The sequence below is a fragment of the uncultured Gimesia sp. genome (assembly GCF_963972345.1).
GTDB lineage: Bacteria > Planctomycetota > Planctomycetia > Planctomycetales > Planctomycetaceae > Gimesia.
Window position 1 is genome coordinate 1 of the sequence record NZ_CAXAVM010000076.1, and the last position, 21,899, is coordinate 21,899.

Here is a 21,899-nt window from a genome sequence, read left to right on the forward strand (position 1 = left end):
ACCCGGTTCTTCATCAGATCAGTCAGCGGCTGCAGTAATTCTGCAGTTTCCAGTAGGCCCATATCGATGGAGATAGCAAATAACATTCTAATTGCAGCGCTTGACGACATGAGAGGTGGCTATCTGGTAGGCATGAAAGAGTTGGTAGAAGCTGAAATTTTCTCAGACTTCATGGATCAGGCTGAAGAGTTATATTCTAAAGGATATCATCCAGCAGCAGCAGTTGTAGCAGGATGCGTACTAGAAGATGCACTTAGAAAATTGTGTGAACAGCAATCGAAAATTGAGCTTCGAGATAAGCCAAAACTTAGCTGGATGAATGACAGGCTGAAAGAACATGACATTTACAATATGCTGACTCATAAGAAAATCACTGCCAATGCAGAATTAAGAAACAAAGCTGCTCATGGTGAGTGGGAAGAGTTTGACAAGGATGATGTCAAAGAAATGATGTCGAGTATAAACACTTTTATGCAAAAGCACTTTGGATAATAAGGTCAGAGAAACTATGTCTCTTCCAGAGTTCAAGAACGAAGCTGAATTTCGTACTGAATGGATTGCTCCATTCCTTTCAAAACTCGGCTATATTCTTCCGACACATAATCATGGTACGGGAGAACAAGGCAAAGATTTCTTTTTTGCAGAGTATGACAAATTTGGTCACTTACGATTCAACGCCGCACAGGTAAAGCTGGGAAACATCGGTGGTGGTGATTCCCAGTTAAGCGAATTGCTTCACCAAGTTCGTAGTTGTTTTGACGTCACATTGGACTACGACAAGGGAACAAAGCAAAAACGCATATCAGCCGTTTACATCATGACGAATGGATCAATCTCACATGAAGCAAAACGGCGGATTTCTGGATACTGCGAGCGTGAGCATTTTGGTGAAAATGTTTTTTATTTAGATGGTGACACTCTGGACAACTTAGAAAGACATGCAACATTCACTGATGACAAGAAATTGAGGAATCGACTTGTAGCATTGTTAAATGAGGTGAACTACAATTTTGCTCCGTTTAAAGAGATGGCAAATCAACATGTGAAAAATCTAGTCTTAATTGATTCATCTCGCATTTTGGCTTTAGAAGACACCTTACGAAACCCTTTGCCAGAAAACATTCTCTCATACAAGGGAGTCTCAGTATATTGGGAAGCCGTGAATATGTTCAAAAATATACTTCGATTAGAAATTGATGGCTCTCTAGTTGAAACTCAAATCCAGAAAATGGAAAAAGGAATAAATGAGTCAAGTGAAAGGTTGAGGGACTCCATTTCAAAGGCTATTGCAAAAATAGACTCAATGTACAAGCTTGATATCAGAGTGATTAAGCCTGAAGAAGAAAGCGGTAGCTAAGCTGCTTTTCCTAGCTCTGATCCATCAAAAGTCAGGTCAATCAGTGGGCGCACCTTTTGAGACGTTCGCTGAAGCAGGGCTCGTGGGTGGAGGATCGACACCTGCTCTCCCGGGGAATTGGGATTCATCCCTGTATTATTGTTCTGAGGTGTTGACGCTCCCGAGAGATGTTCGTTTAATCTGATCCAGCAAAGGCTCTACTTTGTCCGTCCACCACTTTTGCGGGAACTCGTCGTCTCTGATTTCGATTTTTGTAAGCATGTACGAGCCAATCACCAAGTGAAAGATCGACTGGGCGGCCATCCAACATGCTGTGTACGTGTCAATCAGACTGCCAGGCCCGTTTGAACCGTCTTCTTGAAACTTCTCCCACACTTTGACAGCGGGATGTGCGGCAGCGCAGCAAATTCTATAGACAGAATATAGGCTCGGGGGCATGTCAGCTTCCTTTATGCGATTCTCAAGTCCCTGAAGATTCGTTTCTATATCAAGGTTCTGCGTTCTAACTTCAGAAGCTCTGCCGGCTATTTCCGAAAGTACATTAGCTTTCTCTGGCCAGATTTTACTCAGTCCTTTGAGCAAGCTTGCTTCATTGCGCAAGGCTTCCCCTACAAGAGCTTTAAGGCGATCATCCGCGTCCTCCGGCATCCCTTTGACTACCCAGTACAGGTTTATGGATGCCTCAACAACCCAGCGCGAGAGTGCCACTGCGGCTTTTGGTCGACCGGAAAGGATCAAATCCCACGCGCCTGACAAATACTCCAACGCCTCAACGAGAAGATATTCAGGGATAACTAATCGTGGCTCATCCGTTAAAGAATGTTCTTCGCGATGAGTCCGTATTTCCTGCAAGGTTTTATTCACAAGCTCGCACGTTAAAGCCTTGAGAGCAGAAATGTTTTCCTGATTGTTCATGGTGCACCCAGTTCCCCTTTTAAATCTTCTGAAGAGTTAATATCAGTTCAGGTTGGACGCGACGAAAATCTCGCCCTATATCGAAAGCTCGACACATGCCCGCCAGAGTAAAGGGGTAAACTGGTTATATCATCAACTATTCAGTGCGTCCAGTAATCGTGAATCGCATGGTGTAACTAGTTAGCGTTGGACGTGTCCAGGCCGATCACCACCGGACCTGACAACTCAGGCACATTTCCGCAAGCGACCTCAGCCGCCTCATGCAGGGCTGCTTTGATCTTGTGTGGAATCTGGTCCGACGCGTTCAGATACGCAGCCAGAAACTGGTACGGAAACTGCCGCGAACGTCGGATCGCATCCTTGTCAACCAGGCGGTTCGCCACCTCGTCAATCAGCGCATCATCCCTGAACACATCATGACGCAGCAGCGTGTTGAGGTTCATCCGCAGTGCCTGTGGTCCCATCTGACGGGCGATTGCACGCCACACCAGCGGACCTTTCGCCGCATCGGCCAGCAGATCCCAGCGCACGGACAGACCTTCTACGATCGCAGCCTGCTCGCGCTCTGTTTCTGCACAGCGATAGGCGATCAGCGCCTGCACCTGTGCGGGCAGGTCTGCTGCACTCGCAGGCGCCCACTTTGCCGGTTCCTTATCCGTCAGCCAGCCGAACAGCGCACGCCGTGCGTTGTCGACAGGTGTCGGACGTGCCAGCCGCAGGACATCGCGCAGACTCGGATCGTGACCGATCGAAGCCGACAGCAGTTTACCCACGGATGCCTCGTTCAACCAGCGCTGAAACGCGCGCTGCAGACTCGATGACAGACCGGTACGACCAAACTGTCCCGAGCGGATCATCTGGAACATCGTGCGCAGCACGCGGCCATTGTCCACCACGCGATCAAACACACGATGCAGCAGTTCGGTATCCCGCGTCGACAGTGTCACCAGCAGCGCCGCCGGCATGTCCTTCATGAAAGCGCGCTCCCGCGCATAGACGGCCAGTTGCGCCAGGAACCGATTGTCGTCGACCTGGTTGATCAACGTACGCAGTTCATCCAGCTGTGCCTGGGCATTCGCATAGAACACGCCGTTAAATGTACCGGTTGCCGCCAGTTGTGCCAGCGCATGCTTCGGCTCATACTTGTAAGCCCGCCCTCCGGCTTCATTGCGCGCATCCGCACGTGGAAACTGATTCATACGATTTGAAAACAAAGACTTATTGGCCATCATAGCCTCCTTCAAAAATGGAACCGGCGAAAACAACGTCAGTCCTCACTGACGACAGCCGGATCCTGTAAAAAGCACTCGACGAAGTGATGGGCAGAGACGACCCTGTGATACTACGTAAGCGGATCGCAGGGGCCGAACCCTATAGATCAATTCAGCGGGCCGGTCAGGAATTGAACCCTCACGAGGGCTCCGCCTGAAAGAATGTTTTTTGTATTCAGATCCTCGATCCAAACGGCAAGGGAGAGTGACAGGAAACCTGGACACAGGCGTAACCATGTACTCCACACCGGCAGTCGAGTGAGTCGTTTTATTAACCGACGAAGTTGTTGAACCAGAGTTATTAATGCTCTGCCAGTTGAGCTACAGCGTGACATGCTTAAACACGGAACGCTGATGGGAATCGAACCCACAACTTTCATGTACTCCCATTCGGCAGTCGGTTATGTTTCTCTCGTGAAAATGATCGACGAAGTGTTAAACCAGAGCGTTTACGGTGCTCTATCCGTTGAGCTACGGCGCGACACTCAATGAAAATAGCGCCGGCGGGAGTCGAACCCGCAACCACCGGATTAAAGATCATGTACTCCAGTCTGGCAGTCGATCAAATATTCTTAAAAAGTCCAACGAGGGGGCGTCGAGATTGTTGCTGTTTACGGCCGCTCTTATCAGTCGCATGTGTGACCGACAGTGAGCACACGCCAGACCATCTCAAAGAGATACCGTTGCGCTCACGTTTCCAGAATTGCTCCTGGTTCGCTACCTTAGGACCGTCATAATGTAATCCCGACGGGCAGTTGGATTGTTCAACAAACCGGCCAACGAAGAAATGACTCAGACATCGTTTCTGTCATAAAGATGTAGTCCGAGCCGACAGTTGGTCGGTTAAAGACGCCGATGGGAATCGAACCCATTGCAAACTGCTTTGCAGTCAGTTCCCCGGCCATCAGGTGTCAGCGTCATTCAAGAGTACCTCGCCAGGGAGTCGAACCCCGTCTGATAGTTCCGAAGACCATCGTGCGTCCCTCACACTCGCAAGGCATAATCATTCTGAGCCGACAAAACCACGTTTGCCGACTGCTGTTAAAAGACAGGACGCACTGAGAACCGGTTCGCTACTTTCAGGAAACTTTCAGCAGTTTCTGAAATTCAGAACCGGACACTCAGGGGCCAGCAATAAAAAAAGGGACAAGGTGAAATCGATTACGATTCATCACCCTGCCCCTCTCTCCGCAACTTCAAGGGCTCACATCAGACGATCTGAGCCTCACGCACTCACTATCCTGCATCGCGTCACAGTTCAGCGCTCGCCGACGGCCACCGCCTTGGCTCCTTGCTGCTGCGCCGGATCCAGATCGAAGCGATCCAGGTTCATCACTTTCGTCCAGGCGGCTACGAAGTCATTCACGAACTTCTGCTCGGCGTCTTCGCTGCCATACACTTCCGCAATCGCGCGGAGTTGTGAGTTCGAACCGAAGACCAGGTCGATCGAGCTGGCCATCCATTTGAGTTCGTCCGTCTTGCGGTCGCGGCCTTCATAAAAATGCTCGCACATTTTGGACTTGTCCCATGTGGTGTTCATGTCGAGCAGATTCACGAAGAAGTCATTCGTCAACGTGCCCGGCTGCTTTGTGAACACACCCAGCGGTGAACTGGCTGCGTTGGCATTCAACGCCCGCATGCCGCCCACGAGGACCGTCATCTCGGGTGCCGTCAGCGTCAACAGATTGGCGCGATCCACGAGCAACTCCGCCGCGGGTCGATCACTCACGTGATCGTGATCCTGGTAGTTACGGAATCCATCCGCCCTGGGTTCCAGCACGGCGAATGCTTCCACGTCGGTCATTTCCGCCGTCGCGTCAGTTCGTCCCGGCGTGAAGGGCACCTGCACTGCATGCCCGGCTTTTTTCGCAGCTGCTTCTACAGCGGCAGAACCCGCCAGTACGATCAGGTCGGCCAGTGACACCTTTTTCCCATCGGTTCGCTCGTCGTTGAATTCAGACTGAATCTGCTCCAGCGTTTTGAGGACCTTCGCCAGACGGGCCGGATCGTTGGCTTTCCAGTCTTTCTGCGGCGCCAGACGCACACGGGCACCATTCGCGCCACCGCGGTTATCGGAGCCACGGAACGTGGAAGCCGACGCCCAGGCAGTCGAAACCAGTTCGGGAACCGTCAATTCGGATGCCAGCACTTTGGCTTTCAGTTCCGCAATATCCTGCTTGTCGATCAATTGATGATCGACGGCGGGCCCCGGATCCTGCCACAACTGTGCTTCAGGCACTTCCGGTCCCAGGCAGCGGGAGACCGGTCCCATATCGCGGTGAGTCAACTTGTACCACGCTTTCGCAAACGCAGCGGCAAACTCGTCCGGATTTTCATGGAAGCGTCTGGAAATCTTGCCATACGCGGGATCCATCTTCAGTGCCAGGTCGGTCGTGAACATCATCGGTGCATGCGACTTTTCCGGATCGTGCGCATCGGGAACGGTTCCCTGCGCGGACTCTTCCTTCGGAGTCCACTGCCACGCACCGGCGGGGCTTTTCACCAGTTCCCATTCGTAACCAAACAGGTTATTGAAATAACCGTTCGACCATTGCGTCGGCGTTGACGTCCAGGCCCCTTCCAGGCCACTGGTGATCGTATCGCCGGCGTTCCCTGTTTTATACTTGTTCTTCCAGCCCAATCCCTGTTCCGCCAGGTTGGCGCCTTCGGGTTCGGGGCCGACATTTCCTTCCGGACTGGCGGCGCCGTGTGCTTTTCCGAATGTATGTCCGCCGGCGATCAGCGCGACGGTCTCTTCATCGTTCATCGCCATTCTGCCGAATGTGTCCCGAATGTCGCGAGCCGCCGCCAGCGGATCGGGTTTGCCGTTCGGACCTTCTGGATTGACGTAGATCAAACCCATTTGAACGGCGGCGAGTGGTTTCTCCAGTTCGCGGTCCCCCGTGTAACGTTTGTCTCCCAGCCATTTACTTTCCGGCCCCCAGTAGACGTCCTTCTGTGGTTCCCACACATCTTCACGACCGCCGGCAAATCCGAACGTTTCGAAGCCCATCGATTCCAGCGCGCAGTTACCCGTCAATACCATCAGGTCGGCCCAGGATATTTTGCGACCGTATTTCTGTTTGATCGGCCAGAGCAGTCGCCGGGCTTTGTCGAGGTTCGCATTGTCGGGCCAGCTGTTGAGGGGTGCAAAGCGCTGTGTCCCATCGGAAGCACCGCCGCGACCATCGGTCACACGATAGGTGCCCGCACTGTGCCAGGCCATGCGAATAAACAGCGGACCATAGTGACCGTAGTCCGCAGGCCACCAGTCCTGAGAGGTGGTCATCAACTGCTTGATGTCTTTCTTAACGGCTGCGAGATCCAGCTTCTGAAACTCCGCAGCGTAGTTGAAATCCTCGCCCATCGGATTACTCTTCTTCGAGTTCTGATGCAGCATGTCCAGATTCAACTGGTTCGGCCACCAGTCTCCGTTCGTCATGCCTCCCGCTGCCGTGTGTCGCTGGGCAGGATCCTTCGCTCCCCCCATCACCGGACATTTGCTGAGGTCCTGTTTTTTGTCGGCCTGCTGAGCGGCCTCTTTCGTGAGGGGCGGATGCGACTGAGCAAACGCGGCACCGGCGATGCAGCACACCGCACAGCTCGCAACGAAACGCTTCAACTGAGTTTTCATAGTCATGTCTCTCCAGGAATCAATAGTGATGCGGATTACGTACAAGTGAGATCATCTCCCCTGTGACATCATTATTGAGAGCAACAGGCCATATATCCAATGCATTCTCAACATGCGCGCCATGCATGGAAGGCATGAATGAATCTCGCGAATTCCGTGCCGACTGTGCAGAACACCAATTATACGTATATCGCTTGATAATCAGGACTTACGGGCACAAATAAACACCAGCGACAACTGGCACCTTAAATATACCTGCCCTGTTAAGTGTAAGATCTTGTATTAAGGGAATGCGAAGACCGGCCTGTGTCCGTGACGGCTTGCCTGAGGCACTGATTCACTTTATCTTTACCGGAGTCAATTTCAATCACCTTCTTCCCCTCTTGTGAACAAATACCTGTATGTCCACCTGTCACTCTGCCAGGACCTTTGCTTATGGAATCAGTGCTTTGTCAAGCTAGAAATTGAGGATTGGTTGTGTTGTTTACGTGCTCCGTTGTCGCACTCTCGTGATATTTATTAACCCAAATTTTAATAATGACATTCCATTAGTTTGTCGCCTGTGTCGATTTCTATCCACACCCGATTTGAAGACGTCAGCGCGAACTTTCAATCGGTAAGCAAGCTGAGCCTCGAACAGATCACAAAGAAATCTAAATCCATGAATGAGCGAATCCCCACCTCACAAGACGGCGAATCTGTGGCAGATGGTAAGCTGCTTTATCTGGCTGCCTTCTCCAATGACCCGGACGGCGGTAATCCTGCGGGAGTCTGGATTGGCAAAACACTGCCCAGCGATAAGGAGATGCAGCGTATTGCCGCTGAAGTCGGATATTCAGAGACTGCCTTCGTCGTGCCTGTGAATGAGCGAGAGCTCACCATCCGATTCTTCAGTCCCGAATCCGAGGTCACATTTTGCGGTCATGCGACGATCGCGACCGGTGTTGCACTCGGTAAGATGCATGGTGACGGCATCTATCGTCTGGGGACACTGGTCGGCGAGGTGCTTGTTGATGTTGTGACCCGTGACGGTGTATGCGAGGCCTCGTTGACTTCTGTAAAGCCCGATTTCGAACTCGCCAATACTGAACTTGTTTCAGAAGTACTACCCTTGCTGGGTTGGATGACAACCGATCTTGATCGGTCAATCCCACCAGCCCGCTCATTTGCCGGGGCCTGGCATCTCGTCATCGCCGTTGCAGAAGCAGAACGATTAGCAGATCTGCACTACGATTTTGAGGGGCTCAAATCTCTCATGCTGCGGGAAGGCCTGACCACTCTACAGCTTGTCTGGCGTGAAGATGCTGGAACGTTTCGCTCCCGAAATCCCTTTCCCGTGGGCGGAATTGTTGAAGACCCTGCCACCGGCGCAGCAGCGGCTGCCCTCGGAGGCTACCTGAGAGAAGCAAAATTGCTTTCCGCTCCTTCCACGATTCTCATAAAGCAAGGCGATGAGATCGGCCGACCGAGCAGACTGACTGTGCAAATCCCCGCGTCTGGTGGAATCATTGTCAAAGGTACTGCCGTTTCGATTTGTGCCAGGTAAGATCACAGGCAGGTCCTGCCCCCGCGTCGGCAACGAAGCAGGGCTGTTGTACCTGGGGTCTGGGGCAGATGAACGCTCCCAGAAAGCTTTCCTGCCTTACCCCGTGAATCGCGCAGCTGATACTGAAAGGAACCATTCAGTCATAGAATTGTTCCTGATATCTCGGATTCGAGCGCTGTTTTCCTGAGAGCACCGCTGTCTGTGACAGAAATGCTTCCCGAGGGTCTTATGTTAATAAATTACCATATACATTATTGGTGTCAGGACTCGAATCACACCCTTTCAAGTCTGAGTAGTACGGCCCTCTGCCCAGACTCTGCAGACTGGCTGTATTACGATTGGATCTGGTAAGTTTTAACTGGGACTGACCTTAAGAATCATAAACCCTGGTTCTGGTTTTTCCTTTGACCCTTTATCTGCTTTTCCTCGTTCGTATCTTCTGTTTCCCCGCTTTGGGGCCCTCCAGAGCGCATCACATTTAACCATAGCGTCTCTCAATCTATTATACTCGGTTCAAATGCCCCTGGAGACGCTTTAGTAAAACTGGACACAGTCTCGCTTTATTTTGGTGAGCTGAAGACCTTTCGCGAGCTCTCAGAAGCGATCGCCGTTGATCAAGCGACTCGAATCTGTCATACTGAACACTAGTGGGGTGTCATTTTTAAATTTTGGGTTGATAGATATCACGAGAGTGCGACAACGGAGCACGTCAACAACACCCCCAACCCTCAATTTCTAGCTTGACAAAGCACTAGTGCAGAACGTGGACTTTTCAGGAAGGAAACAGGACTGATGAAAAAAGAAGAAGTTGCCTTTATCGGCTGCCGACTGCTGGGACTGTTTTATATTGTAAAAGCAATCTACGCTGTCTCCTCGTTTACCCTGTTTTTTGTTTCATGGAAAACGAACATGATAACGCCGACGCTGCCTGAAACCAGCATCATCTATTATCAACTGGTGCCATTCCTGTTTTATCTGTTTGCCGGGGGATTGCTCTGGTGTGGAGCAGAAAAAATTGTCAACCACCTGTTACCGGGAACGACCATTGATAACGGCTTGAGTTCGATGACCGCCATGCAGGTGCAGTCGGTGATTTTTTCGGGAGTCGGAATTCTGGTCCTGTCATTGACGGTTCCCGAGATCGGAAATGTCGTGTTCCAGATGACGCAGTGGGAGAACATGAGTCATCTGTCGCAGATGCCCGTGCAATTCAAGGCACAGATCTTTGGTCTGTTCTGTAAACTGGCCGTAGGGTTATTCCTCCTGTTCGGTTCCAGAGGCCTCAGCAGCCTGCTCGTGCGACTACGCGAAGCAAAATTGAACTGACGTATGAATCTCTCGGAACAGTAAATTACCAGTCTGATTCTACTTCGCATGGTAGATAAATGGTTTCACCATCTACATATTTCCAAAACAATTTCAAAAAAGCTCTGTATTCATCGGCATTCGTTAAACTAAATTCAATCTCGTCAGAAAGGCTAACAAACTCCAATGACCTCACCATTGGCATCGGTTGCTTGACTATCATCGAAAACAGATATTTTTGACCATTCCAATAAACACTGCATTTGTAAGTAAAACCATTCACTTTTTCTAGCTCGAGTACTTTTAACATAATCGACATACCCACCAAACAGTGACACACCACCAAGCCAAGAATAAGGGATCGGGTTCTTATAACTGCCCCCTTTTTACACTTTCTGACAGCAATCATACGCTGCAACCGAAAAGACGTCCATTTCCAAGGGGATGTCAGTGACGATCATGACGCGGGCAGATCGTCTGCAGATGTGAGCACTATCTTTCGCAATTCAACCGGGATATATTCGTCAGCATGAAATCGATTCTCTGGTACCTTCTGGCTGCATTCGCTGAAATCGGGGGCTGCTTTGCATTCTGGATCTGGCTTCGCCAATCAAAAAGTCCATTCTGGGTGATACCTGGAATGTTGTCGCTGGCATTTTTTGCGTACGCACTCACCAGAATCGATTCGTCTCATGCGGGTCGGGCTTATGCCGCGTATGGAGGTATCTACATCCTGTCGTCACTGATCTGGCTTTGGGCCGTTGAGAAGACACTACCAGATCGCTGGGATATCCTGGGAGCCACGATCTGCCTCTGCGGCGCATTGCTCATTCTGTTCGGTCCGCGTCCTTAGCCCGGAAAGATTTAAGGGGTCAGGACTCTATTTCGTTAAGACCTATCCCCTATTTCACTTCAGGGTGATTCTTTCGACGTCTGTCGTAGATGATGAATACAGTGACAAGTGTCGAAACGCAGCAGGCTTTCAGAATGAACAGTGAAACAGGCTGGTACCATGCCCGCGTGGATACCTCGATGAAATCGGAGACTCCGAATAGAGCAAATGCGATGATACAAGTGATCGATAAGTCTCTGTTTCTCTTAGTGTGACGAAGGCGGAAGAGAAAAACAGACGAAATGGAAATCCAGAGTATCGCTTCGGCCAGATTGAAGATCTGATCTATTTCAAGTGACTGAACAAAACTCATCAAAATACTGATCCCAGTTGCTGCAATGACGATTAAGAAAAATCTGCCTGTAAAACAATAAATCCAGAATGGGGCGCTCATCTCACACGCAAAGATGCATTCCTGCAAGAAGTGGTCTATCAAATGTGACCCCTGCAAGACAAGATCAGATCAAATCATTCCAGGCCTGTTTTGGTGATGTCGAATCTTTGTGTCACTGGTTTTCCCGCCTGTCAGAATATCGCTGCAGTCATAAACTTTGTATGATTCAGACACACAAACCAGAAACCTCAACCCTGAAAATCCACTCTGAAGACAGGTAATTGTCCGGAGATAACCCGCCATGTCTCGACAAACAACCCTGGCCGACAGTCTGCGCCGCGACCTGACTGCCAGCCTGGTCATTTTCCTGGTAGCACTCCCGCTCTGCCTGGGAATTGCCCTGGCTTCGAATGCCCCTCTGATTTCCGGCCTCATTTCAGGGATCATTGGGGGAATTGTCGTGGGTACGCTCAGTCACTCACAGACAAGCGTCAGTGGTCCTGCTGCCGGATTGACTGCTGTGGTCTCAACCCAGATTGCGCTGCTGGGATCTTTCGAATCATTTTTGATGGCGGTCGCACTCGCCGGTCTGATCCAGGTCATTGCCGGTCTGCTTCGGGCGGGATTTGTTTCCATGTTCATTCCTTCCGGTGTCGTCAAAGGCATGCTGACAGGAATCGGTCTGTTACTCATACTGAAACAGTTTCCGTACCTGGTTGGATACGATATTCCACTGGGAAAAAATATTTCCTTTACAGAACTGATGAACCAGAATATTTTTCATGACCTCGTTTCACTCGCTGTCGTCCCCTGGCATGCGGGGGCGATGACCATCGGTATTTTTTCGATCATTCTGCTCTTGATCTGGGACCGAATTCAGTTGCTCAAGGGGTTCCCCATTCCCGGCCCTCTGATCGTGGTTGCCGTCGCCGTTGCCATCAATCAGCTGATATTTGTGAGACTGGGACCAGCCTGGCACATTCGCGGTGCTGGAATGGTTCAGGTGCCAGTCTTCAGCAGCCTGGAAGCACTTGATCAGATCATGCTGTTTCCCGATTTTTCAACATTGGCTGATTCAAAAGTGTATGTGGCGGCGATCACGATTGCGATCGTCGCCTCACTTGAGACTCTGTTGAACCTGGAAGCCGTCGACCGGTTGGATCCGCGACAGAGACATTCCCCCCGCAGCCGGGAACTGTTTGCCCAGGGCTGTGGGAATATTACTGCCGGCCTGCTCGGCGGACTGCCCGTGACTTCCGTGATCGTCCGAAGTTCGCTCAACATCAATTCGGGAGGCCAGACCAAGTTTTCTGCCATCATGAACGGTTTTCTCCTGCTGGGATGTTTTCTGCTCATCCCTCAGTTTCTCAATCTGATACCTCTAGCCTGCCTCGCAGGGATTCTGCTGGTGACCGGCTGTAAGCTCGCCAGTCCGAATTTAATCAGACAGATGTACCAGGCGGGACGCTATCAGTTTATTCCCTATTCGTTTACAGCCGTCACGATCGTGGTAGCAGACATCCTGACAGGCATCCTGACCGGGCTGGCAACGAGTGTCAGTTTCATTCTCTACAGCAATATGAGAAGTCCCTTGCACCGCATTCTGGAGAAGCATGTGGGGGGAGAAATCATGCGGATTGAACTGGCCAGCCAGGTCAGTTTTTTTAATCGGGCTGCCATCGAAAGGGCTCTGCTGGAGATTCCTCAAGGCGGTTACGTCGTCATTGATGCGCGAAAAACGGATTATATTGACCCGGATGTCCTGACGATGCTGTCAGAATTTCAGAACATCACGGCTCCCGCACGAGGCATTCATTTAAGCCTGCGCGGCTTTCGCAAGAGTTATGATCTGATCGATGAAATCCAAACGATTGATTACACCGCGGGGGAACTCCAGGGACAGCTCACCCCTGATGATGTCATCATTCTCCTGCGTGAAGGGAACAAAAGGTTTCGCTCCGGCATACTGACCAGGGGCGAATCAATTCAGGATATCCAGGATTCGCTGAATATTTCTAATGCGTTCGTGACAATATTAAGCTGCAGCGACTGCTATATGAATGTGGAATCGATCTTTGATCTGCGACCAGGCAATGCCTGCAGCGTGCAGGTGTCCGGTAATGTCATTGATCCGGAAGTGGTAACGAACCTGGAGTATGGTTGTATCATTGCCAACACATCGCTGCTGCTGGTCATGGGACACACTCACTGCCGCGCCATTCGAAGCTCTCTCGATCAGAGGTCCATCGGCTCCGGTAATCAGGGTGACGATTCAACACATCTGGATGATGTCTTCAATCAACTGACCGAATCAATCAATGATGCGTCATCATTTCCACCGGAAGCGAATTCACTCCCCGCGCGACCGGACATGTCGTACTCAGTAAACCGCCATCATATTCTGTATTCAATCGAGTTAATCCTGAACTCCAGCGAACCGATCAGAAATCGAGTCCAGGAAGGTACCCTGCGGGTCGCAGGCGCCCTCTACCACGACGACAGCGGTTACGTTGAACTGTTTGATGAATACAACACCGCCGGACAATAAAGGGGTCGGGTACCTATAACTGAAGAGCTCCCCTCTGATGGCACTCCACGTGTCCAACGACTATCGCGGTTTTCACTTCGGAGAGTCTTGCCATGTCCCCTCTTACTGCTTGTATGGCTATCGTCATGATGAACCAGTGTGCTCAAATCGGCAACGAAGCCGATGTGTTTGACCTGGAGTTTGGAGTCAGACAGCGGTTCCGGCGGGGGGCTCTGACTTGACCCGGTGGTTCGCGCAGCTGATACTGAAAGGAACCATTCCGAATACCCGGATCATTCCTTTAGAGGAGCCGCCATGCAGACTGTTACTTATTTTTCCCAGCGCCAGTTCAACACAGGGACTGCAGACCGATTTTACCGATGCGCGATCTTCTGCCTGATGCTGGTAACCGTCTGTGTCGCGGCAGGCTTCTCCAATACAGCTCAAGCCGCGGAAAAAAACAGTGATCCCAATATTATCTATATCCTTGCGGACGATAAGAATTAAGATTTTGCTGACAATAGCTTTTCACCCCCTAATTCAGAGTATTTATCATGAAACACGGCATTTCACAATTCAGCGCAATTTGGGTCGATTCAGGCAAATCCCGTGGAATTAACTACATTTTGCTACATCTTAGATAGACCTTACTAAAATTAGTAGTAACAAAGAAGATGCAGAATATTTATCACGTTTCCACATCGACCGGCACAGGAAGTGTCGTGAAACGTGACTCCAATTCCAGTTGCGCGAGTGTCGTGAGCGATTATTGAATGGTCGCCACATTGAGTCTGAAGGTGTAATCACGCAAGCCCTGGAAATCCAGTCGCACGTTCCACCCCTGCCCCGGAGCCTCAGGAAGAGACTGAATACCTGAGTGATATGAACTGGCAGGATTGTGTGGAACATTATTATGAACACTGCAAAAAACGTTTCCGGAATAAATCATTAGATAATTCTATGTCTCGGATTGGGATAGCTGGCCGGATCCTGGAAAATCAGCGGAAGGAACAGGAACTTCCGGAGAATGGAAACATCGAAGAATACACAACCCTGACGGCGTTGGAGTATTTACAGGACCAGCTGCTCGCAGGCGAAGAAAGCCGGCAGGATTATCGGGCTCCGACGACAGTCAACTCGACGATGGAAGCGATCATGGCATTCGTGCGGTACTGCTATCGTCATGACTGGATCCGGAAGGTCCTTCCTCTCACTAAACTGAGTGTGGACGATGTGATGAAAGGGCGGCCGGTGACCGATGAAGAATTTGAAAAAACGCTCGAGGCCACTCCTGAAGTCGTAGGTAAGCAACCGGCAGATTCCTGGAAATTCGTTTTACAGATACTCTGGGAGAGTGCCTTTCGCATCAGTGATCTGATGAACTTTTCCTGGGATGATGTGCGGAAGATACATCCCGTCTGGCCGGACCGTCAGGATTTGCATCCCACAATCGTGATCCCCTCAACACAAAAGAACCGCAAAAACCAGGAAATCCCGATGTTGCCTGGTTTACAAGAACTGCTTGACCAGGTTCCTGAAAAAGACCGGTGAGGCTGGGTGGTTAACCCACAGCCGATGGAATATCAAATCGAAACAGACAGCCAATGGTTCAGACCAACTAACCGGGATCTCACCAGGCTGGCAGAACAGTACAGCAATACTGCCATCGGCCGAGCCTGCGGGGTTTCTGATACCACCATCCGAAACTGGCTCAGCAAAGCGAAAATCAAACGCAAAATCGAATTCAATCAGCATCAGGGGGAGATTGCTTCCGACGCCATTACGAAACTCAGAAAACGGGCTGAGAAGCAGTCCAGCAGACAAGCTCAGAGAACGGAGAAACGGCTGTCAACGGACCGAGTCAGCCGAATCATTGCTCAGATTGATGAGCAGGCCCGGATCATCGTTCAGCAGCCAGATGAAGAAACAGGACGCCGTCTAAAATATGCCACTGCCCACGATCTGAGACGGGGTTGTGCTCACCGTCTGATCAACGCAGGGATCTCAGCAGAAACGCTCAAAGTCATTTTACGACACCGAGATTTTTCGACGACTGAAAAGTTCTATGGTGCGACTAAGGCTGCCCAGGCTGCTGCGTCGGAGGTTTCAGAAAAGCTCAAGGTTAAAGATGTAAGAAACGAAATGGTCGATATGATGCCTCTGTTATCTGCTGAAGAGATACAGAAGTTAAAAGTCATTCTCAAGTCGATTTGAGAAGTTAATTCATCGCTGGAAGGCAAAGTTTTCCCAGCCGGAAAGTGATACCGAGAACGAAGAACTCAAACAGCTGCGTGAAGAAGTCAAGCGTCTGCGACTGGAACGAGATATATCACCTCAGGAAATGTCAATTCCGAATTCGCATTTTCTTCATCCTCTCTGCTTTTAAATCCAGGTTATCCGCGGCAGATGTTGGAACCTCACCCAGGTTGCTCTCTCTGGATGCCAGAGAACTATCAGAAGTTAATCATTGAGGTGTTTTCTTCTTTGATCTTCTGGTACGAGGTCTCCGTCGTTCAGACTGAATCTCCTGGACATACTCGATCACACCCAGGGTACGCAGGATTCTCTGTTCTCCGGCGGGTATCATAAGTCAATCACTATCGTCTCGACAATTAATCGTCTTTACTCCTGCTTTCTGCAGAAGTGAATAAAGGTCTTTAATTTTTCTTTGGCTCTGACGCTCAGGTCGACCGTATTTCCCATCTCGTTTATCAGAAAATGTGAATATTACACGGTGGATGGCGCGTGAAAACGCAACAAAAAATCCGCGTATCTCTTCCTCTGATTGTCTAGCAAAGTTCCAAAGTTGCGAATCTTCTAATCCAAGAAAGACAACTGTGTGAAATTCCAACCCCTTACTCTTATGAACCGTCATCGCTGGAATAATATCTTCGTAACCATAAACGCCACGCCGAAGAAGTCGCATCTGGCATACACGGTAAGGAGTCAACAAAGAAGGCGAAGCGGAAAGGTCCCAAGAAGAATGCGAAGGTGCAGCCAACTGGAGCTTCACTGTTCGAGAACGAACTGCTGGATACTCAGCCGGTGTTGGTCGCAGAACAGAAATCGACGTACAACGAAATCGACCCCGCATTCCCAACGAATGATCTGGATAAGTCGCTCTGTGCTTACTTGATGGATGCGGTTGCGTTCCAACCCAGCTTGAGGCTTCACTTCTATCTGGACTTCCTGCTTTTGGTGATGCAAACAGAGCGTTGCCGAACACTGCTCCCGAGTGAAGATCGCAGCAAGCTGACTCGCGCCATCAAGTCGCTGCCGGACGAGCTCACCTCGTCCTCGGGCGGCAAACCGCCATGGCGATTGATGGTCAGTTGTTTGATCGCCAACCGTTCGCTCGACCTGTCCGACAACAGACTTACAACTGGTGGTGGTTTTGACGAAGTGCGGAAGACGCTACCAAAGACATCCAAGTCGTTGAGGAAGCTCGTCGTCAAGGCAACGCAACGAGCCGCCGAATTGTTGGCGATGGACACTTCCGCAAGTGAAAGCGATCAGAAAGCGGCGAACGATATCAAGACACAGCGAATGGAACTGATTGTAAAGCAGGGGTAATAGGCGATGGCAATACTGGGATACGGCATCAAGAAAACGATACGAACCGAGCCCTTGGTTTGGGTCAGTCGCATCGACCTGTACGAATCGCTCGATCCGCCAACACTTATTCGTGAGTCGATCAAGCTCGTCACCGGTATCAATATCGTATGGGGAATTGAAGACGAGACTGAAACCGACACCCTCGAACCGGGGCACGGCGTTGGCAAAACGACACTCTGCCGATTGATTCGCTATTGCCTCGGGGAATCCAGCTACGGGCAAAACCACGCCGTCAAAGAAATCCACCACACCTTTCCCGACGGCTTCGTTGCAGTAGAAGTGCATATCAACGGTCAGCGATGGGCAGTGCTTCGTCCCTTTGCCAAACAACGCGCCGACTGTGCCCAAGCCAATGCCACGATTGAGAAACTAATCCAAGACCGTCCGGCCAAGGCATCCTTCAATACATACTGCAAAATACTGGAGGCTGCATGCCTTAAAGGCATCCGTAGTGATTCCGTGCTGCCCGGTGGTGCTTCGCTGCAATGGGGTCACCTGCTGGCAATGTGTACACGCGATCAGGAAGCCCGCTATCAAAGTCTCTGGCAATGGCGTTCGCCGCGCAGTGATTCCGGCCCACCGAACATCCAGAAGGACGACGCTTACAGGACACTGCGTTCGGTGTTGGGATTACTGCCCGATGCCGAATCCAAGTTACAGCACAAGCTGCTGGACATCACTACAGAACAGTCAGACCTAAAATTAAAAATTGCTGAGCGACAAAAGGAACCAGATTATTGGGCTCGCAACCTTCGTCGTAGACTGAGAGATGAGTTCGATATTTCTGAGGCCATGACCGCGTCGCTCAATGAAGGTGAGCTGTTTAGTCTGCCAAGGTTAATTGAGTTGCAAATCAACCGACTCGAAACAAAGCAAACTGATCGAGACATAGAACTGATTTCGCTCGGTCGACAAATCAATCTTGCCAGCATCGCTCTACAGGAGCCAGCCGAACTACAGGCACAGGAACAAGCTGCAGTCGCCAACTCTGACGATGGCACCTGTGTACTTCTGGAATCGATCAAGGAACTGCGGGAACTCGAAATAGGAATCAAGGAAGCCGGGTTGTCGATTTGCCGCTACGGCCAAATTTCAATTGGCGACTGCTCATACGCGCTGCAACAACTGACAAAGCTTGGCGACCAAATACGAGATACCCAAAAATCAACACTGCCAACAACGGCAGGACGTGAGCAAGCTGCTGCCGCGATCAAATCAAAGATTGAACGACGGGCCAAGATGCTGGAGAAACTGCAGGGCGCGTTGGACAAGCTATTGAAGCAACAGCAAAAGCTGAACGACCAGCGTCTGGCAACGGATCGGCAAATAATCGATCTCGAATCAATACTGGCCAGAATCGTTGAGTGGGAGAATCTGCGTGACGGGAACACAGACGATTCTGAACTTGCTAAGCTGGTGAAACGCCAGAACAAGATCGATAAAGAAGAGCAAGCTGCCAAACAGAAGCTCACCGACTTGATCAAAGAGCAGGACCAACTTGCTGATGGTCTTCGCGCAGTCTTCGAGTCTCTGATCCGTACAACGCTGTCCAAAGAATTTCGAGGACGTATCAGCCTCACCAGAGACGGCATCGAGTTTCGCATTTTTCGAGGCGAGAATCTTTCAGGTGAAGCATTTGAGACACTGTCCATCCTGATCGCCGATCTCACCGTGTTGGTCATGGGCGCTATTGGCGCGGCCCAACATCCCGGCCTGTTGATGCACGACAGTCCCCGCGAAGCCGACCTCGGCGGCCAAATCTACCGCCGCTTCCTAATCTGCGTTTCCGACATAGCCGACGAACTACGCAAACAGAATTCAACAGCCCCGTTTCAATATATCGTGACAACAACCACACCACCCCCGCAAAAACTCGAGAAAAAGAGTACAACACGCCTAAGACTCGGCGTTGACGTTGGTCCCCTATTTGGCAAACAGCTCCACGCTGCAAACCCAGATGCCCAACCAGATTTGTTTGACAAGGATTAGCGGACAAAAAAATCGATCCGAAAAACTGTATTGCCCATGAACTACTATCGTAATCTTCTCGACATCGTTTTCCGAACCCTTTCAGGCTCCTCAAATGAAATTGAGGAATGAGTCACATCCAATGGAAAATCCAAGAGAACCAATCCCGACGTCTGTGAACTCGGCAACAACGGTCACGGAGCTATTCCATCGCGTCAATAGCGTGATTCCGGACTCGCAGAAGCTTGTCACGGTTGAACCTGAAATGCTTATCACCGATGCACTAGATTTGCTGGAACAACATGGGTACTCGCAAGTTCCGGTCGTCGTTGGGCAGGAAGTGCTGGGGCTGTTTTCGTACCAGACGTTTACACGCTCCGTTATTTCTCTCGGACGTGTGGCTACAAAGAATCGGAAGCTTGATCCACTTGAGCTTACGGTCGAAGAGTGTATGGATTCAAAGCCAAAGTTTGCACATGTTACAGATGAATTTGTGGAGTGGTTCGATGTAATTGATCGCAGCGATTCTGTTCTCGTTGGTGCTCCTGATCAATTGCAGGGGATAGTCACGGCAATGGACATCCTGAGATATCTCTACCGTGTGGCCAGCCCCTTTGTCCTGATCGGCGAAGTTGAACTAGCACTTCGTGCACTAATGCAAATGGCCGTCGACGGAGACACACTCTCTGCCTGTGCTCACGAGTGCCTGAAAGACAAATACGATGTAGAGCGAATGCCAACTGAACTTCATGCGATGACTTTCAACGACTACATCCAAATTGTCGGAGACGGAAGACGATGGGATCATTTCCAGCCGTTTTTTGGAGGCAATCGTGTACGAACACGAGCCAAATTGGAGCAACTCCGTGACGTTCGCAACGTCATTTTCCATTTCCGGCGAAAGATCACGGTTGAGGAATACGAAACGCTTGCTGCCAATCGTGAATGGATGCTAAGAAAAGCCCGCACTGCTGAAGCCCGACAAAAGGAGGTGCAGCAATGAGCACAGAAAACTTAGACGCATTCATTGGCAATCTTGGCTATTTTCCGCACCAATCGGAATTTGCAGCAAAGTTTCTCGCAGCGGGCTCTGAACGAAAGCATTTACTCACGAGTCTCCCCGGACTTGGAAAGGGATTTGTTGGCAGCTCAATCGTCGGCTATACAGCAGCACATGAACAAGCAAAACGAGTTCTTGTCCTCGCACCGACAGCCTTGGCCCATCAATGGGTTGAAATGATCCACCGCTCTAACACGGATGTTGCGTGCGAATATGTGGATCGACGGCGTCTGCGGGAGCTGGAGTCACTTCAAAGCAGGACGGACTCACTTTGGAGTCAAATAGGTGTTGTTGTTATGTCCATCGATTTTGCAAAACGCCCGGAAATCGCGGAATTCCTAATGCAGACTCAGTGGGACCTTTTGGTTGTAGACGAGGCACATCAACTCGCGCCACAAACGCAACGACAACAAGTCGTTACTGCACTGGTTGAACACTGTCCTCAGATGCGTGTGCTCTATATGCAGATCTTGCTCGAGACCTTAACGGTTAAAGAGACAGAGAATCCACTCTTCAACGACGTTGAAACTACGGTTTGGTCACGGGATACGGTTCGTGACAAAGATGGCAATCCAATACTTCCTGAAGTTTACATTGAATGGATCAGCCACAAGCGGCAACCTGACGAGGCGGCTTTGCTTTCCCAGTTACAGGATTCCTTGCAAGTAATCGCAGGTTATGGTCAGCAAGGCCGATTAATTGGGACTCAACTCGTTAAAACAGCTTCATCAAGTTTGTTCGCTCTAGAGCAACTTCTCAACCGAATGCGACATCGGAGGAATCAGATTGCTCATGGGCTGGATGAATTTCTTCACAACGACGACACCAACCTATGGTCTGATGACGAAGTATGTGACCCAGAACCCGGTTTTTATGAACGGGCGTTAATGGAGTTCGCTGATCGTATTACGGTTCTGCTGGAGTCGTTGGAAGATGTCAGCACGGACTCCAAGTATGATTCTTTGGTTTCACTACTAAATACACTCGGAGTCTTAGCCAGCAGAGATCGAAGGGTCTGCATTTTTACCAGTTACGTCAATACAGCAACGTATTTGGAGAGCGCGTTAAGCGAGCATCATCCCCACGTAGTCGTAGTCACTGGGAGTATGTCGTACGCGGAGCAGGAGCAATCCGTCAGCGATTTCAGCCACAAAGGCGGTATCCTGATAACTACGTCCGCCATGTCGTTGCCGATTCCAGAAGTCTCTGCCGTCATCTTCTACGATCTCCCGATGAATCCAGCAACACTGGACGCGCGCATTGGGCAGTTCAACAGAGTCGGACGAACCGGTCCGGTCCGCGTGTTCGCTTTCACTGACGAATCGGACACACTAATCATCGAAAGACTCCAACGAAAGATGGCCGAGATCAAACAGGCAGTAAGAAGTGACGAAGTGGAGAAGCTGCTTTTTCCCAAGGACGACTCGAAGATGGGCAGTTCGCAGGAGGACACTGAGTGATGTCTGATTCCAATG

Annotated in this window: 18 protein-coding genes and 1 tRNA gene; 14 read left to right on the forward strand and 5 right to left on the reverse strand. The window is 50.4% G+C overall.

Annotated features, from left to right (window positions below):
• Both AACZ40_RS14280 and AACZ40_RS14285 read left to right on the forward strand, forming a co-directional pair.
• Nucleotides 1–492, forward strand: a 492-nt coding sequence (locus AACZ40_RS14280; RefSeq protein WP_339674723.1) for a hypothetical protein, incomplete at its 5' end; no start/stop codon positions are given.
• A gap of 16 nt (nt 493–508) precedes the next feature.
• A complete protein-coding gene (locus AACZ40_RS14285) occupies nt 509–1,357 on the forward strand; it encodes a hypothetical protein (RefSeq protein ID WP_339674726.1) in 849 nt (282 codons plus the stop codon).
• Between the two features lie 135 nt (nt 1,358–1,492).
• On the opposite strand, the gene AACZ40_RS14290 is transcribed toward AACZ40_RS14285, so the two are convergent.
• The 4 genes from AACZ40_RS14290 to katG all read right to left on the reverse strand — a co-directional run bounded on the left by AACZ40_RS14290 (nt 1,493) and on the right by katG (nt 7,183).
• A complete protein-coding gene (locus AACZ40_RS14290) occupies nt 1,493–2,272 on the reverse strand; it encodes a hypothetical protein (RefSeq protein ID WP_339674729.1) in 780 nt (259 codons plus the stop codon).
• A 176-nt stretch (nt 2,273–2,448) separates the two neighbouring features.
• On the reverse strand, nt 2,449–3,504 hold the full coding sequence (locus AACZ40_RS14295) for a TROVE domain-containing protein (protein ID WP_339674732.1): 1,056 nt from the start codon (nt 3,502–3,504) through the stop codon (nt 2,449–2,451).
• Between the two features lie 886 nt (nt 3,505–4,390).
• Nucleotides 4,391–4,462, reverse strand: a tRNA-Cys gene (locus tag AACZ40_RS14300).
• 339 nt (nt 4,463–4,801) lie between these two features.
• A complete protein-coding gene (gene katG / locus AACZ40_RS14305) occupies nt 4,802–7,183 on the reverse strand; it encodes a catalase/peroxidase HPI (RefSeq protein WP_339674735.1) in 2,382 nt (793 codons plus the stop codon).
• Nucleotides 7,184–7,838: 655 nt separating this feature from the next.
• On the opposite strand from katG, the gene AACZ40_RS14310 reads away from it, so the two are divergent.
• From AACZ40_RS14310 to AACZ40_RS14345, 8 genes are all read left to right on the forward strand, one after another.
• Nucleotides 7,839–8,723 (forward strand): PhzF family phenazine biosynthesis isomerase, encoded by an 885-nt coding sequence (locus AACZ40_RS14310; RefSeq protein ID WP_339674737.1) that lies wholly within the window; start codon nt 7,839–7,841, stop codon nt 8,721–8,723.
• Between the two features lie 792 nt (nt 8,724–9,515).
• Nucleotides 9,516–10,049, forward strand: a complete 534-nt coding sequence (locus tag AACZ40_RS14315; RefSeq protein WP_291170447.1) for a hypothetical protein — start codon at nt 9,516–9,518, stop codon at nt 10,047–10,049.
• Nucleotides 10,050–10,557: 508 nt separating this feature from the next.
• Nucleotides 10,558–10,881, forward strand: a complete 324-nt coding sequence (locus AACZ40_RS14320) for a YnfA family protein (RefSeq protein WP_291170444.1) — start codon at nt 10,558–10,560, stop codon at nt 10,879–10,881.
• 674 nt (nt 10,882–11,555) lie between these two features.
• Complete coding sequence (locus AACZ40_RS14325; RefSeq protein ID WP_291170442.1) at nt 11,556–13,802, forward strand: SulP family inorganic anion transporter; 2,247 nt, start codon at nt 11,556–11,558, stop codon at nt 13,800–13,802.
• Nucleotides 13,803–13,894: 92 nt separating this feature from the next.
• Entirely contained in the window at nt 13,895–14,023 is a 129-nt protein-coding gene (locus AACZ40_RS14330; protein ID WP_291170441.1) for a hypothetical protein, read from the forward strand.
• 73 nt (nt 14,024–14,096) lie between these two features.
• On the forward strand, nt 14,097–14,288 hold the full coding sequence (locus AACZ40_RS14335; RefSeq protein WP_291170439.1) for a hypothetical protein: 192 nt from the start codon (nt 14,097–14,099) through the stop codon (nt 14,286–14,288).
• A gap of 453 nt (nt 14,289–14,741) precedes the next feature.
• Nucleotides 14,742–15,332, forward strand: a complete 591-nt coding sequence (locus tag AACZ40_RS14340) for a hypothetical protein (protein ID WP_291170438.1) — start codon at nt 14,742–14,744, stop codon at nt 15,330–15,332.
• Between the two features lie 6 nt (nt 15,333–15,338).
• Nucleotides 15,339–15,995, forward strand: coding sequence for a tyrosine-type recombinase/integrase (locus AACZ40_RS14345; protein ID WP_291170437.1), 657 nt, complete (start codon nt 15,339–15,341; stop codon nt 15,993–15,995).
• A 376-nt stretch (nt 15,996–16,371) separates the two neighbouring features.
• Here AACZ40_RS14345 and AACZ40_RS14350 read toward each other — a convergent pair whose 3' ends face one another.
• On the reverse strand, nt 16,372–16,782 hold the full coding sequence (locus AACZ40_RS14350; protein ID WP_291170435.1) for a 3'-5' exonuclease: 411 nt from the start codon (nt 16,780–16,782) through the stop codon (nt 16,372–16,374).
• Here AACZ40_RS14350 and AACZ40_RS14355 point away from each other — a divergent pair.
• The 4 genes from AACZ40_RS14355 to AACZ40_RS14370 all read left to right on the forward strand — a co-directional run bounded on the left by AACZ40_RS14355 (nt 16,773) and on the right by AACZ40_RS14370 (nt 21,884).
• Nucleotides 16,773–17,354 (forward strand): hypothetical protein, encoded by a 582-nt coding sequence (locus AACZ40_RS14355; protein WP_339674749.1) that lies wholly within the window; start codon nt 16,773–16,775, stop codon nt 17,352–17,354. The genes AACZ40_RS14350 and AACZ40_RS14355 overlap by 10 nt on opposite strands.
• A gap of 6 nt (nt 17,355–17,360) precedes the next feature.
• Complete coding sequence (locus AACZ40_RS14360; protein ID WP_291170431.1) at nt 17,361–19,385, forward strand: hypothetical protein; 2,025 nt, start codon at nt 17,361–17,363, stop codon at nt 19,383–19,385.
• A 121-nt stretch (nt 19,386–19,506) separates the two neighbouring features.
• Entirely contained in the window at nt 19,507–20,367 is an 861-nt protein-coding gene (locus AACZ40_RS14365; RefSeq protein ID WP_291170429.1) for a CBS domain-containing protein, read from the forward strand.
• On the forward strand, nt 20,364–21,884 hold the full coding sequence (locus AACZ40_RS14370) for a DEAD/DEAH box helicase (protein WP_291170428.1): 1,521 nt from the start codon (nt 20,364–20,366) through the stop codon (nt 21,882–21,884). Before AACZ40_RS14365 ends, AACZ40_RS14370 begins: the two co-directional genes overlap by 4 nt.
• Nucleotides 21,885–21,899: the final 15 nt, after the last annotated feature.